The organism is Streptomyces sp. Edi4, from assembly GCF_040253615.1.
GTDB lineage: Bacteria > Actinomycetota > Actinomycetes > Streptomycetales > Streptomycetaceae > Streptomyces.
Map to the genome: position 1 here is coordinate 7,365,482 of NZ_JBEJGY010000004.1, position 16,597 is coordinate 7,382,078.

Genomic DNA, 16,597 nt, shown 5'->3' on the forward strand with positions numbered 1-16,597 from the left:
TCCGCCCCCGCTCCCCTTCTCTTACCACTCCACTTCCCGAACCTCCCGCATGCGCAGTTCCCGGGAAACGACACACGGCGAGGCCCTGATGGCGAACGTGAACGAAGCGAAGCTCCTCGACTACCTCAAGCGGACGACCGCGGACCTGCATGCCACCAAGCAGCAGCTGCGAGAGATCGAGAACGCCGGGCAGGAGCCCATCGCCATCGTCGCGATGAGCTGCCGGCTGCCCGGCGGCGTGCACTCGCCCGAGCAGCTGTGGCAGCTGCTCGCCGAAGGGGCCGACGCCATTGGGGACTTCCCCGAGGACCGGGGCTGGGACATCGAGGCCGGCACGGGAGCGGACGACGGCACCGACTACGCGCGCAAGGGCGGCTTCCTCTACGACGCCGCCGAGTTCGACCCCGCCTTCTTCGGAATCTCGCCCCGCGAGGCACTGGCGATGGACCCGCAGCAGCGGCTGCTGCTCGAAGCGTCCTGGGAGGCCTTCGAGCGCGGTGCCATCGCACCGGACGCGCTGCGCGGCGGCCGTGTCGGCGTGTTCGTCGGCACCAACGGCCAGACCTATTTCGACCTGAAGCTGCCGGAAGAGGCCGAGGCCTACATGGCCACCGGCAGCAACGCCGCCGTCCTGTCCGGCCGCATTTCGTATGTGCTCGGCCTCGAGGGCCCGGCCGTCACCGTGGACACGGCGTGCTCGTCGTCCCTGGTGGCGCTGCACCTCGCGATCCAGGCGCTGCGCAAGGGCGAGTGCACCCTCGCGCTCGCGGGCGGCGCCACCGTGATGGCGACCCCCGGCCCCTACATCGCGTTCAGCAAGCAGCGCGGCCTGGCGAGCGACGGCCGCTGCAAGGCGTTCTCGGAAGCCGCGGACGGCACCGGCTGGTCCGAAGGCGCGGGCATGCTCCTCGTGGAGCGTCTGTCGGACGCGCGGCGCAACGGCCACCCCGTCCTCGCGGTCGTACGGGGCTCCGCCGTCAACCAGGACGGCGCCAGCAACGGCCTCACCGCCCCCAACGGCCCATCCCAGCAGCGCGTCATCTGGGACGCCCTGGCGAACGCGCAGCTGTCGGCGGACCAGGTGGACGTGGTCGAGGCGCACGGCACGGGCACGGTTCTGGGCGACCCCATCGAGGCGCAAGCCCTGCTGGCCACATACGGACGCGACCGCGCCGCCGAACACCCGCTGTGGCTGGGCTCGGTGAAGTCGAACCTCGGCCACACGCAGGCCGCTGCCGGTGTGGCCGGGATCATCAAGATGGTCATGGCGATGCGTCACGGTGTCCTGCCGAGGACCCTGTACGTGGATGAGCCGTCGACGAAGGTGGACTGGACGGCCGGCCAGGTGCGTCTGCTGACCGAGGAAGTGCGGTGGGACGGTACGGCCTCGCCCCGTCGTGCAGGTGTGTCCTCGTTCGGGATCAGCGGCACGAACGCCCACATCATCCTGGAGGAGGCCCCGGCCCCCGAGCCCGCCGGATCGGACACGTCCGAACGGCCCTCTGCTGTGGGCGCGTTGGCGCTTCCGGTGTCGGCGGCCGACGCGGCTGCGCTGGCCGCGCAGGCCTCGGGTCTGCTGGGTGTGCTGGAGGGCGCGGACGCTCCGGAGCCGGCGGACGTGGCCGTGGCGCTCGCCACGACCCGGGCCCAGCTGGAACACCGCGCGGTGGTCGTGGGCACCGGACTCGATGAACTCCTGGTGCGGTTGCGGTCGTTGGCGTCCGGAGAGACGGCCCCGGGTGTCGTGCGTGGCGTCCGGGCTGAGGGGCGGCTGGCGTTCCTCTTCACGGGCCAGGGCGCGCAACGGGTCGGCATGGGGCGTGAACTGGCCGCCGCCTTCCCGGTGTTCGCGTCCGCGCTGGATGAGGTATGCGCGCACCTGGACCCGCTCCTGGACCGCCCGCTGAAGGATGTGCTGTTCGCGCAGGAGGGGTCGGCTGAGGCGGCGCTGCTCGACCAGACGGCGTACGCGCAGCCCGCGCTGTTCGCGGTGGAGACGGCGTTGTTCCGGCTGGCGGAGTCGTTGGGTGTGCGACCGGATGTGGTGGCCGGGCATTCCATCGGTGAGATCAGCGCCGCCCACGCCGCCGGTGTGTTCTCCCTCGCGGACGCGTGCACTCTGGTAGCGGCGCGCGGGCGGCTGATGCAGGCGCTGCCCGAGGGTGGTGTGATGGTTGCCGTCCAGGCCACCGAGGAGGACGTTCTCGCCCTGCTGGAGGGTGTCGAGGATGTAGCGATCGCCGCCGTCAACGGGCCCCGTGCGGTGGTGGTTTCGGGCGCGACCGCCTCCGTGGACAAGGTGGTGTCAGCGGTACGGGCCCAGGGTGGCAAGACCTCTCTCCTCAACGTCTCCCACGCCTTCCACTCACCCCTGATGGACCCCATGCTGGAGGAGTTCCGGGGGGCCCTGTCGGGTCTGACGTTCAATGAGCCGAGCATGCAGGTGGTGTCGAACGTCACCGGCCGTATCGCCACACCCGGCCAGCTGACTTCCCCCGAGTACTGGGTCACCCACGTCCGCGAAGCCGTACGGTTCGCCGACGGCATCCGCACGCTTGCCGCCGAAGGCGCGACCACGTTCCTGGAGATCGGCCCCGACGCGGTCCTGACCGCCATGGCCCAGGGCGCCCTGGACGACGACACCACCGCCGCCTTCGTCCCGCTCCTGCGCCGCAACCGCCCGGAGGAGACGGAGGCGCTTACCGCGTTGGCCCGGCTCTGGACGGCCGGTCACGCCGTCAACTGGGCTGCCCTGCACGCCAGTACGCCGAATCAGCCGGTCAGTCTGCCCACGTACCCCTTCCAGCGGCAGCACTACTGGATCAAGAACGTGGCGGACGTCGGCAACATCGCCTCGATCGGGCTCGACTCCGCCGATCACCCCCTGCTCGGCGCCTCGATGATGCTGGCGGACTCGGACGGCGCGCTGTTCACGGGGCGTCTCTCCCTGGCGACCCACGCCTGGCTCGCCGACCGCGCCGCCGCGGGTTCGGTCGTCTTCCCCGAGACCGGGTTTGTGGAGTTGGCGATTCGGGCGGGGGATCAGGTCGGGTGTGGGGCGTTGGAGGAGTTGACGCTGGAGGCGCCGTTGGTGCTTCCGTCGCGTGGTGGTGTGCAGGTGCAGGTGGTGGTGGGTGCGCCCGAGGGTGGTTCGGGTGCGCGCGCGGTACGTGTGTTCTCGCGCGGCGAGGACGCGGTGGGCGACGCGTCCTGGACGCGACACGCCACCGGTCTGCTCGTCGCCGGGACACGCGCTGACGCGGCCGACGCGGACTTCACCGTGTGGCCCCCGGCAGGGGCGGTACCGGTTCCGGTCGACGGCCTGTACGGCCGGTACGCAGAGGCCGGCATGACCTACGGTCCGGCTTTCCAGGGCCTGAAGGCCGCCTGGCGCGAGGACCAAGTCCTGTACGTCGAGGTCGCCCTGGACGAGGGGTCCGCGAAGGACGCCGAACGGTGTGGTCTGCACCCGGCCGCCCTCGACGCGGCCCTCCAGGGGCTGGCACTCCTGGACGCCGCGCCCGGAGAGGGTGCCGCGACCGGTCTGCGCCTGAACGCGGAGTGGCGCGGCGTCACGCTGCACGCCACCGGTGCGTCCGCGCTGCGCGTCCGGCTTTCCCCGCTGGGCGCGGACAGCTTCGAGGTCGCCATCGCCGACTCGCTCGGCGCGCCGGTCGCCTCCATCGCGTCCCTGACCGTCCGGCCCACCCAGGCGTCCGAGCTCGCCAGTGGCAGCGACACCGAGTTCCCTGAGTCGTTGTATCGGGTGGAGTGGGTGTCGGTGGGTTCGGTGTCGGGGGTGTCGGCTGGTGGGTTGGGTTCGGGTGGTGTGGTTGATGGTGGTGTTGTGGTTGTGGGGGATGCTGAGGGTGTAATGGGTGTGGTGGGGTCGCCTGGTGTGGTGGTGTTGCGGGGGTTTGATGAGGTGGGTGTGTTGGGGGATGTGTCGGGGGGCCAGGTGTCTGGTGTTCCGGTGGGTGTGAGTGGTGTGTTGGGTCGGGTGTTGGGTGGGTTGCAGGCGTGGTTGGTGGATGAGCGGTTTGTGTCGTCGCGGTTGGTGGTGGTGACGCGGGGTGGGGTGTCTGCTGGTGGTGTGGGTGTGGTGGATTTGGCGGGTTGTGCGGTGGGTGGTTTGGTGCGGTCGGCGCAGGCGGAGCATCCGGGGCGGATTGTGCTGGTGGATGTGGAGGAGTCTGGGTTTGTTGTGGGTGATGTGGTGGGTGTGTTGGGTGTGGGTGAGCCGCAGGTGGCGTTGCGGGGTGGTGGGGTGTTTGTGCCGAGGTTGGTGCGGGCGTCGGTGTCGGTGCCGGTGCCGGCTGAGGGTGTTGATGGTGGTGCGGGTGCGGGTGCTGGTGCGGGTGGTGTGGGTGGTTGGAGTGAGGATGGGACGGTGTTGTTGACGGGTGGTTTGGGTGGTTTGGGTGCGGTGGTGGCTCGGTATTTGGTGGCGGTGTGTGGGGTGCGGCGTTTGGTGTTGACGTCGCGGCGTGGTGGGGGTGTTGAGGGTGCGGGTGAGTTGGTGGAGTCGTTGTTGGGGTTGGGTGCGGTGTCGGTGGAGTTGGTGGCGTGTGATGTGGCGGATCGGGGTGAGTTGGCTGGTGTGTTGGCGGGGATTCCGGAGGAGTTTCCGTTGTGTGGGGTGGTGCATGCGGCGGGTGTGTTGGATGACGGTGTGGTGGGGTCGTTGTCGGTGGATCGGTTGGAGTCGGTGTTGCGGCCGAAGGTGTTGGGTGGGTGGAATTTGCATGAGTTGACGTGTGGGTTGGAGTTGGATGCGTTTGTGGTGTTTTCGTCTGCGGCTGGGGTGTTGGGTGCTCCGGGGCAGGGGGGGTATGCGGCGGCGAACGCGTTTTTGGATGGGTTGGTGGAGTGGCGGGTTGGTTCGGGGTTGCGGGGTGCGGCGTTGGCGTGGGGTTTGTGGGGTGGTGTGGGTGGTATGGGTGGTGGTTTGTCGGAGGGTGATGTGGCGCGGATGGCGCGGGGTGGTGTGTTGCCTCTGACGGAGGATGACGGGTTGCGTTTGTTCGGTGTGGGGGCGCGGGCGGACGCGGCGTTGGTGCCGGTCCGTCTGGACGTCGACGCATTGCGAGCACAGGGCCCGGCCCTTCCGCCCCTCTACCACCGCCTCACCGGACGGCCCGCGCGTCGGCAGGCCGGCGCGCGCACCGCGATCGCGGCCGCCGGCTCGCTCGGTGAACGTCTCGCGCCGCTGGCAGAGTCCGAACGTCACGAAGTGGTGCTCGACCTCGTGCGCGGGCAGGTCGCCGCGGTGCTCGGCCACGCGACGCCCGCAGCCATCGCGCCCGACCGCGCGTTCAACGACCTGGGCTTCGACTCGCTGACCTCGGTCGAACTGCGCAACGGCCTCAACGCGGCGACCGGTCTGCGCCTGCCGGCCACGCTCGTCTTCGACTACCCGACCGCCGGAGACCTCGCCGCCCACCTGTTGTCGGAGGTCTCGGGACACGTGGCCGCCGCCGCCGTCCTGCCGACGGCCGGTGTGCGCGCCGACGACCCGATCGTCATCGTGGGCATGTCCTGCCGCTTCCCCGGCGGCATCGAGTCGCCCGAGGACCTGTGGAAACTGGTCGCCGACGGAGACGACGCCATCACCGACTTCCCCGACAACCGGGGCTGGAACGTCGACCGCCTCTACGATCCCACCGAGACCCGCCCGGACACCACGTACGTACGCAAGGGCGGATTCCTGCACGACGCGGCGGACTTCGACGCGGACTTCTTCGGCATCAGCCCGAACGAAGCCCTCATCACCGACCCGCAGCAGCGGCTGCTGTTGCAGACCTCGTGGGAGGCGTTCGAGCGGGCGGGCATCGACCCGGCGACGCTGAAGGGCAGCAACACCGGTGTCTTCGCCGGCCTCGTCTACCACGACTACACCGGAAGCAACAGCTCCGGCAGCATCGTGTCCGGACGCATCGCCTACACCTACGGCCTCGAGGGTCCGGCGGTCACCGTGGACACGGCGTGCTCGTCGTCCCTGGTGGCGCTGCACCTCGCGATCCAGGCACTGCGGGGCGGCGAGTGCGATCTCGCCCTCGCGGGCGGCGTGACGATCATGGCTTCGCCCGCCGCCTTCGTGGAGTTCAGCCGCCAGCGCGGCCTCTCCCGCGACGGCCTCTGCAAGGCGTTCGCCGCCGGTGCCGACGGTACGGCCTGGGGCGAGGGCGTGGGCCTGCTCGTGGTGGAGCGTCTTTCGGACGCGCGGCGCAAGGGCCACCGCGTGCTCGCACACGTACGGGGCTCCGCCGTGAACCAGGACGGCGCGAGCAACGGCCTGACCGCGCCGAACGGCCCCTCCCAGCAGCGCGTCATCCGCCAGGCCCTGGCCAACGCGCGCCTGAGCCCCGCCGATGTGGACGTCGTCGAGGCGCACGGCACGGGTACGGTACTGGGCGACCCGATCGAGGCGCAGGCGTTGATGGCGACGTACGGACAGGAGCGCGCCGCCGACCAGCCGCTCTGGCTGGGCTCGGTCAAGTCCAACATCGGGCACACCCAGGGCGCGGCAGGCGTGGCCGGGATCATCAAGATGGTCATGGCGATGCGCAACGGCGTCCTGCCCAGGACCCTGCACGTGGACGAGCCGTCCACCCACGTCGACTGGACGGCGGGCGCGATGCGGCTGCTGACCGAGGACGTCGAATGGAACGTCGACCGGCCGCGCCGCGCGGGCATCTCGTCGTTCGGCATCAGCGGCACGAACGCCCACGTCATCATCGAGCAGGCGGCCCCCGACCGCGAGGACGAGCCGACGCGCGATGTCGCGCTGCCCGGTGACACCGTGGTGCCGTGGGTCGTCTCGGCCCGGGGCGAGGACGGCCTGCGCGCCCAGGCGGCACGACTCGCGTCCTACGTCGAGGACCACGGAGCGCTCCGCCCGGTGGACGTGGGCTGGTCGCTCGCGACGAAGCGCGGCGCGCTGGAGCACCGGGCGACCGTGCTCGGCGCGGACACCGCTGAGTTGGTGGCCGGCCTGCGCTCGCTGGCCGAGGTGACGACGCCGCAGGACACGGCGCGCGTCAACGGCAAGACCGCGTTCCTGTTCACCGGCCAGGGAGCACAGCGGACCGGCATGGGCCGCGAACTGTACGAGGCGTACCCCGTCTTCCGGCAGGCGTGGGACGAGATCTGCCGGCACTTCGACGGACAGCTCGAACGACCGCTCAAGGACGTGCTGTTCGCGGACGACGGGTCTGCGGACGCCGTGCTCCTCGACCGCACCGCGTTCGCCCAGCCCGCCCTCTTCACGATCGAAGTGAGCCTGTACCGGCTGATCAGCTCCTGGGGCGTACGTCCCGACTTCGTGATGGGCCACTCGATCGGCGAGATCGCGGCCGCACACGTCGCCGGAGTCCTCGGCCTGGCCGACGCCTGCACGCTGGTCGCCGCGCGCGGCCGGCTCATGCAGGCCCTGCCGGACGGCGGCGCGATGATCGCGGTCGAGGCCACCGAGGACGAGGTCCTTCCGCTGCTCGACACGTCGGCGGGAGCCTGCCTCGCCGCGGTCAACGGCCCGCGCTCCGTCGTCCTGTCCGGCCCCGAAGCGGCTGTGGAGGAGGTCGCGGAACGCCTGCGCTCCCAGGGCCGCAAGACATCCCGCCTGAAGGTGTCGCACGCGTTCCACTCCACGCTGATGGAGCCGATGCTGGCCGACTTCCGCCAGGTCCTCCAAGGCCTGACGTTCACCGCGCCGAGGCTGCCCGTGGTGTCCAACGTGACGGGCGACGTGGCCACGGAAGGGGAGCTGGACTCCGTGGACTACTGGCTGCGGCACGTCGGCGAAGCGGTGCGCTTCGCCGACGGGGTGCGCGGCGCGGCGAACCGCGGAGTGACACGCTTCGTGGAGGTGGGTCCGGACGGCATACTGACGGGGCTCGCGCAGACGTGCCTCGCCGAGGCCGAGGCGCCCGACGGTATGGACCGCGCCGAGCAGACCATATGCGTGCCGCTGCTGCGCAAGGGCCGCCCCGAGGCGCGATCCCTGCTGGCCGGCCTCGGCCGACTGTACGCCGCGGGCGGCGATGTGGCCTGGCCCGCCGTGTTCGAGGGCAGCGGTGCCCGCGAGGTCGAGCTGCCGACCTACGCCTTCCAGCGCCGCCGGTTCTGGTCCCAGACCCCGACCGATCACGGCGACCCGATGGCCATCGGTCTCGGCGCGACCGACCACCCGCTCCTCGGCGCGGCCGTCGCGCTCGCCGACTCGGAAGGGTTCCTCTTCACTGGCCGGCTCTCCGCGGGGACCCAGCCCTGGCTGGCCGACCACGTGGTGGGTGGCTCGGTCTTCTTCCCCGGCACGGGGTTTGTGGAGTTGGCGATTCGGGCGGGGGATCAGGTCGGGTGTGGGGTGTTGGAGGAGTTGACGCTGGAGGCGCCGTTGGTGCTTCCGTCGCGTGGTGGTGTGCAGGTGCAGGTGGTGGTGGGTGCGCCCGAGGGTGGTTCGGGTGCGCGCGCGGTACGTGTGTTCTCGCGCGGCGAGGACGCGGGGACGGAGGCGTCCTGGGTCCGGCACGCCACCGGCGTACTGGCCGCCGGCGCGCGCGGCGGTGCCGGCGGGTCGGATCTGAGCGTCTGGCCTCCGGTGGGGGCGGTGCCGGTTGAGGTGGAGGGTGTGTATGAGCGGTATGCGGAGGGTGGGTTGGTGTATGGCCCGGTGTTCCGGGGTCTGCGTGCGGCGTGGCGGTTGGACGGGGATGTGTTCGCGGAGGTGGTGTTGCCGGAGGGTGTGAGTGTGGAGGGGTTCGGGTTGCATCCGGCGGTGCTGGACGCGGCGTTGCACGCGGTTGGTTTGATGGGTGTGGGGGAGGAGCGGGCGGGTCTGCCGTTCGCGTGGTCGGGTGTGGAGTTGTTCGCGACGGGTGCGTCGGCGTTGCGGGTGCGGGTTCGCCCGGTGTCCCCGACCTCGGGCCTGGGTGCGGGTGCGGGTGTGGGCGCGGTGTCCGTCGAGGTGGCGGACGCGGTTGGGCGCCCCGTGGCCACCGTTGGCCGACTGGATGTCCGTCCCATCTCCGAGGAGCAACTGGCGCAGGCCCGGGCCGAGTTCCCTGAGTCGTTGTATCGGGTGGAGTGGGTGTCGGTGGGTTCGGTGTCGGGGGTGTCGGCTGGTGGGTTGGGTTCGGGTGGTGTGGTTGATGGTGGTGTTGTGGTTGTGGGGGATGCTGAGGGTGTGGCGGGTGTGGTGGGGTCGCCTGGTGTGGTGGTGTTGCGGGGGTTTGATGAGGTTGGTGTGTTGGGGGATGTGTCGGGGGGTCAGGTGTCTGGTGTTCCGGTGGGTGTGAGTGGTGTGTTGGGTCGGGTGTTGGGTGGGTTGCAGGCGTGGTTGGTGGATGAGCGGTTTGTGTCGTCGCGGTTGGTGGTGGTGACGCGGGGTGGGGTGTCTGCTGGTGGTGTGGGTGTGGTGGATTTGGCGGGTTGTGCGGTGGGTGGTTTGGTGCGGTCGGCGCAGGCGGAGCATCCGGGGCGGATTGTGCTGGTGGATGTGGAGGAGTCTGGCTTCGTGGTGGGTGATGTGGTGGGTGTGTTGGGTGTGGGTGAGCCGCAGGTGGCGTTGCGGGGTGGTGGGGTGTTTGTGCCGAGGTTGGTGCGGGCGTCGGTGCCGGTGCCGGTGCCGGCTGAGGGTGTTGATGCGGGTGCGGGTGCGGGTGCTGGTGCGGGTGGTGTGGGTGGTTGGAGCGAGGATGGGACGGTGTTGTTGACGGGTGGTTTGGGTGGTTTGGGTGTGGTGGTGGCTCGGTATTTGGTGGCGGTGTGTGGGGTGCGGCGTTTGGTGTTGACGTCGCGGCGTGGTGGGGGTGTTGAGGGTGCGGGTGAGTTGGTGGAGTCGTTGTTGGGGTTGGGTGCGGTGTCGGTGGAGTTGGTGGCGTGTGATGTGGCGGATCGGGGTGAGTTGGCTGGTGTGTTGGCGGGGATTCCGGAGGAGTTTCCGTTGTGTGGGGTGGTGCATGCGGCGGGTGTGTTGGATGACGGTGTGGTGGGGTCGTTGTCGGTGGATCGGTTGGAGTCGGTGTTGCGGCCGAAGGTGTTGGGTGGGTGGAATTTGCATGAGTTGACGTGTGGGTTGGAGTTGGATGCGTTTGTGGTGTTTTCGTCTGCGGCTGGGGTGTTGGGTGCTCCGGGGCAGGCCGGTTATGCGGCGGCGAACGCGTTTTTGGATGGGTTGGTGGAGTGGCGGGTTGGTTCGGGGTTGCGGGGTGCGGCGTTGGCGTGGGGTTTGTGGGGTGGTGTGGGTGGTATGGGTGGTGGTTTGTCGGAGGGTGATGTGGCGCGGATGGCGCGGGGTGGTGTGTTGCCTCTGACGGAGGATGACGGGTTGCGTTTGTTCGGTGTGGGGGCGCGGGCGGACGCGGCGTTGGTGCCGGTACGTCTGGACGTCGACGCACTGCGAGCACAGGGCCCGGCCCTTCCGCCCCTCTACCACCAGCTCGTACCCACCGTGCGGCGTACCGCTGCCGTAGGAGACGGCGCCACCGCCGACAACCTGCACCACCAACTCTCCGCCCTCGCCCCGGCCGAGCGGGAGCGCGCGCTGCTCACCCTGGTGCGTGGACAGGTCGCCGATGTACTGGGCCACGCGACGCCCGCAGCCATCGCGCCCGACCGCGCGTTCAACGACCTGGGCTTCGACTCGCTGACCTCGGTCGAACTGCGCAACGGACTCAACGCGGCGACCGGTCTGCGCCTGCCGGCCACACTCGTCTTCGACTACCCGACCGCCGGAGACCTCGCCGCCCATCTGCACGACGAACTCCTGGGTACGCTCGACACCTCAGGCGTCGCGCCGGTGGAGAGCGCCGGGCCCGTCACCGACGACCCGATCGTCATCGTGGGCATGTCCTGCCGCTACCCCGGCGGCGTCGAGTCCCCCGAGGACCTGTGGAAACTGGTCTCCGACGGACTCGACACGGTGTCCGAATTCCCGGAGGACCGTGGCTGGGAGACCGGCGCGATCTTCGACCCGAGTGGCGAGCGCCCGGACACCACCTATGTGAACAAGGGCGGTTTCCTGCACGACGCCGCCGACTTCGACGCCGCCTTCTTCCGCATCAGCCCGAACGAGGCGTTGAGCACGGACCCGCAGCAGCGACTGCTGCTCGAGGCCTCCTGGGAGGCGTTCGAGCGGGCGGGCATCGACCCCGCGACCGTCAAGGGCAGCTCGACCGGTGTCTTCGCCGGCTTGATGTACCACGACTACCCGACCAGCCACAGCGCCGGCAGCATCGTCTCCGGGCGCATCGCCTACACCTTCGGCCTCGAGGGCCCGGCGGTCACGGTCGACACGGCGTGCTCGTCGTCCCTGGTGGCACTCCACCTCGCGGTCCAGGCCCTGAGGGGCGGCGAGTGCTCGCTGGCGCTCGTCGGCGGCGTCACGGTGATGTCGACGCCCGCCACCTTCATCGAGTTCAGCCGGCAGCGCGGCCTTGCGGGTGACGGCCGGTGCAAGTCCTTCGCGGAGGCGGCTGACGGCACCGGATGGTCCGAGGGTGTGGGCGTCCTGGTGGTGGAGCGTCTGTCGGACGCGCGCCGCAACGGCCACCAGGTGCTCGCGGTGGTACGCGGCAGCGCGGTCAACCAGGACGGCGCGAGCAATGGTCTGACGGCGCCCAACGGTCCCTCCCAACAACGCGTCATCCGGGCGGCGTTGGCGAACGCGCGGCTGTCGCCCGACCAGATCGACGCCGTGGAGGCGCACGGTACGGGCACGGTTCTGGGTGACCCGATCGAGGCGCAGGCCCTGCTTGCCACGTACGGGCGTGACCGTGCCGCCGAGCAACCGCTGTGGCTCGGGTCCATCAAATCGAACCTGGGTCACACGCAGGCCGCTGCCGGTGTGGCCGGCATCATCAAGATGGTCATGGCGATGCGCAGCGGCGTCCTGCCCAAGACCCTGCATGTCGACCAGCCGTCGTCGAAGGTGGACTGGTCGGCCGGCCGGGTGGAGCTGTTGACGGAGTCCCGCCCCTGGGACGCCGAAAGAGTGCGGCGCGCGGCGATCTCGTCCTTCGGTATCAGTGGCACGAACGCTCACGTCATCATCGAGCAGGCCCCCGAACCGACCATGCCGGAGCCGATCCCGTCACCAGAACTCCCGCCCGCAGTACGGAGGTTGGCCCTCCCCGTCTCGGCGGCCAACGCGGCGGCACTCGGAGCTCAGGCCGCAGGTCTGCTGGACCTGCTGGAGGGTGCCGGTGCCCCGGACCCGGTCGACGTCGGCGTGGCGCTGGCGACGAAGCGGGCGCAGTTGGAGCACCGTGCGGTAGTGATTGGCTCCGGGCGCGACGAACTGCTCGCGGCCTTGCGAACGTTGGCGTCCGGCGAGACGACGCACCCTGACGTTGTGCGGGGGGTTCGGGCTGAGGGACGGCTGGCGTTCCTCTTCACCGGGCAGGGCGCGCAACGGATCGGCATGGGCCGTGAACTGGCCGCCGCCTTCCCGGTGTTCGCGTCCGCGCTTGATGAGGTGTGCGGGCACCTGGACCTGCTCCTGGAACGGCCGTTGAAGGATGTGCTGTTCGCGCAGGAGGGCTCGGCTGACGCGGCGCTGCTCGACCAGACGGCGTACGCCCAGCCCGCGCTGTTCGCGGTGGAGACCGCGCTGTTCCGGCTGACCGAAGCCCTCGGCGTACGCCCCGAGCTGCTGGCCGGGCACTCCATCGGCGAGATCAGCGCCGCCCATGCCGCCGGTGTGTTCTCGCTGGAGGACGCGTGCACCCTGGTCGCGGCGCGCGGGCGGCTGATGCAGGCGCTGCCCGAGGGCGGTGTGATGGCCGCCCTCCAGGCCACCGAGGAGGATGTCCTCGTACTCCTCGAAGGCGTCGAGGACGTGGCGATCGCCGCCGTCAACGGGCCGCGTGCGGTGGTGGTTTCGGGCGCCGCCGCCTCCGTGGACAAGGTCGTGGAAGCGGTACGGGCCCAGGGGGGCAAGACCACCCTCCTCAAGGTCTCCCACGGCTTCCACTCACCCCTGATGGACCCCATGCTGGAGGACTTCAGGGACGTACTCACCGGACTCACCTACCACGAGCCCCGCATCCCCCTCGTCTCCAACGTCACCGGCCGCACCGCCACACCGGGTGAACTCACCACGTCCGAGTACTGGGTCACCCACGTCCGCGAAGCCGTCCGTTTCGCCGACGGCATCCAGGCGCTGGCTGCCGAAGGTGCGGGCACGTTCCTGGAGATCGGCCCCGACGCGGTCCTGACCGCCATGGCCCCGAGCGCCCTGGACGACGACACGGCCGCCGTGTTCATTCCGCTCCTGCGCCGCAACCGCCCCGAGGAAGCCGAAACCCTCACCGCGCTGGCCCGTTTCTGGACCACCGGCCACACGATCGACTGGCCCGTCCTGCTCACCAGTGCCCCGACCCGGCCGGTCGACCTGCCCACGTACCCCTTCCAGCGCCGCCGCTACTGGATCGACGGCTACTCGCCCTTCGGGGCGGCCTCCGGCACCGGCGATCACCCCCTGCTGGGCGCGGCCGTCGTACTCGCCGAGTCCGACGGGCTGCTCTTCAGCGGCCGGCTCTCCACCCGCACGCAGCCCTGGCTCGCCGACCACGCCATGGGTGACACCGTCATCTTCCCCGGCACGGGCTTCGTCGAGATGGCGATCGGAGCCGGTGACCAGGCGGGGGCGGGGGTGCTTTCCGAGATGACCCTGGAGACTCCGCTGGTGCTCCCGGAGCACGGCGTGGTTCACACGCAGCTCGTGGTCAACGCGCCCGACGACGCCGGTCACCGTGCCTTCAGCATCCATTCGCGCGTCGAGGACGCGTCCGGTGACGCGTCGTGGACGCGACACGCCACCGGTGTGCTCGGCACGAGTGCGCAGCACGGTTCGCAGGAGACCGAGTTCGGCGTCTGGCCTCCGGTGGGGGCGGTGCCGGTTGAGGTGGAGGGTGTGTATGAGCGGTATGCGGAGGGTGGGTTGGTGTATGGCCCGGTGTTCCGGGGCCTGCGTGCGGCGTGGCGGTTGGACGGGGATGTGTTCGCGGAGGTGGTGTTGCCGGAGGGTGTGAGTGTGGAGGGGTTCGGGTTGCATCCGGCGGTGCTGGACGCGGCGTTGCACGCGGTGGGTTTGATGGGCGTGGGGGAGGAACGGGCGGGTCTGCCGTTCGCGTGGTCGGGTGTGGAGCTGTTCGCGACGGGTGCGTCGGCGTTGCGGGTGCGGGTTCGCCCGGTGTCCCCGACCTCGGGCCTGGGTGCGGGCGCGGGTGTGGGCGCGGTGTCCATCGAGGTGGCGGACGCCGCCGGTCGCGCCGTCGCCTCCGTGGAACGGCTGGACGTCCGGCCGATCACGGAAGAGCAACTGGCCCAAGCGCGCGCCGAGTTCCACGACTCGCTGTTCCGCGTCGACTGGACGCCGGTGCCTTCCGCCACCGCTCCGGCTGCTCCGGCCGAGCTCGGCAAGTGGGTGGTCATCGGCACCGGCGCCGCCTCCGAGTGGTCCGAGACTCTGGCCACCGCCGTGCCCAGCAGCGCGCTGGTACCCGAGCTGCGGGACGCCGGGGACGCGGGTGTGATCGTGCTGCCCGTCCTCGCGGACGTACGTACGGAAGACGGAAGCGGCACCGGAGACGGCAGCGCCATGGCGGAAGCCGTACGCGAGCGCACGCATCGGGCCCTCGCCGACCTCCAACTGTGGCTGGACGAGGAGCGGTTCGCCGACGCGACCCTCGTGGTGGTGACGCGGGGCGCGGTGCCCACGGCGGCCGGGGACGTCAGCGATCTCGCGGGTGCGGCCGTGGGCGGTCTCGTACGGTCGGCGCAGATGGAGAATCCGGGCCGGATCGTGCTGGTCGACGTGGACGGCCACGAGGCGTCCCTCGCCGCGTTGCCCCGGGCCGTGCAGACGGGTGAGCCACAACTCGCCGTCCGTGAGAGCGTGTTGTTCGTTCCGAGGCTGGCGCGGGCGGCGGTTGCCGCTCGGAGCGCCGAGGAGTCGAAGGTCTGGGACACCCAAGGCACGGTTCTGGTGACCGGCGCCACCGGAGCCCTGGGCGCCCTGGTCGCCCGGCACCTGGTCGCCGAGCACGGAGTGGGCCACGTCCTGCTGGTCAGCCGGCGCGGCGCGCAGGCGCCCCGCGCCGCCGAGCTCGAGGCCGAGCTGTCCGGACTGGGCGCCGCCGTGACGTTCGCCGCGTGTGACGTCGCCGACCGCGACCAGCTCGCCGGCGTATTGGCGGCCGTCCCGGCGGACCACCCGCTGACCGGCGTGGTGCATGTCGCGGGCACTCTTGACGACGGTGTCATCGGCTCGCTCACACCGGAGCGCATGAACACGGTGCTGCGGCCTAAGACCGACGCGGCCTGGAACCTGCACGAGCTGACCCGTGACCTCGACCTGTCCGCGTTCGTGCTCTTCTCCTCCATCGCCGGCGCTCTCGGCGTGCCGGGGCAGGGCAACTACGCGGCGGCCAACTCCTTCCTCGACGCCTTGGCCCAGCACCGCCGGGCCCAGGGGTTGGTGGCAAGCTCGCTGGCCTGGGGCATGTGGGCGGACGACGGCGGCATGGCAAGCGGCCTGAGCGGCGCGGACACGCACCGGATGGCGCGGTCGGGCGCCGGGGCACTCACCGCCGAACAGGGCCTCGCGCTGTTCGACGCGGCCGTGCTCGGCCAGGACCCCGCAAACTCACCGGCCGACGCGCTCCTCGTACCGGCCCTCCTGGACGTACGCGCCATGGCGCAGGGCGGGGACGGGCAACTGCCTCCGCTCTTCCGGGGCCTGGTGCGGCCGCCGGCCCGCAGGACCGCGCAGGCGCAGGCGCAGACGCAATCGCCGGTGGACGCGCAGAGTCTGCGCGCACGCCTCGCACAGACTCCGGCGTCGGAGCGGAAGGATCTCCTGATCGAGGTGGTGCGGACACAGGCCGCGGTGGTGCTCGGACACGCCGACGCACAGACGGTGGACCCCGACCAGTCGTTCAACGCCCTGGGATTCGACTCGCTGACAGCCGTGGAGTTCCGTAACGGCCTGAACGCCGCGACGGGGCTGCGCCTTCCGGCCGCGCTGATCTTCGACTACCCGAGCACCCGCGCGGTCGCGGATCACCTGTGGGCGGAGCTCGCTCCCCAGGTGGAGGACGACAGGGGAGAACCGGGTGCCGGCTCCGCCGAGGACCGCATCCGTACGGCGCTCGCCGCGATTCCGCTGTCCCGGCTGCGGGAGGCGGGCCTGATGGACAGCCTGCTGGAACTCGCCGGGGTCGAGGCCGGCCTCGCGACGAGTGACGCGGACGAGGCGGCGGACTCCATCGACGCGATGGACGCCGAGGCCCTGATCAGCATGGCCCTCGCGGATACCGGTCCGGGCTCAGGCTCGGGTGACACCTCCCCGTACGGCGATGCCGACGGCTCCACCATCGGCGACGGCAGCGCCTATGAGACGTCCTACGCATCCGGCTCCGAGAACGACTACGACTACGACACATTCGACGTCGACGTCGACGACACGACGCGGGAGAAGTGACACTGCCATGACTGAGCCCAGTCGTCCCAGTCGGCCTCCACAGCCCGCGCGGCCCGATCGGCCCGCCGCCGATTCCAAGGCGAAGTCACGAGCGAAGGCCGAAGTGAATCC

The 16,597-nt window shown here is 70.6% G+C and carries 1 protein-coding gene; it reads left to right on the forward strand.

Translation table 11 applies throughout. The annotated features are described in order from the left end of the window. Positions 1-49 precede the first annotated feature (49 nt). Positions 50-16,486: a type I polyketide synthase gene (locus ABR738_RS35055; protein WP_350233990.1), complete on the forward strand. Its 16,437-nt coding sequence runs from the start codon at positions 50-52 to the stop codon at positions 16,484-16,486. Positions 16,487-16,597 lie beyond the last annotated feature (111 nt).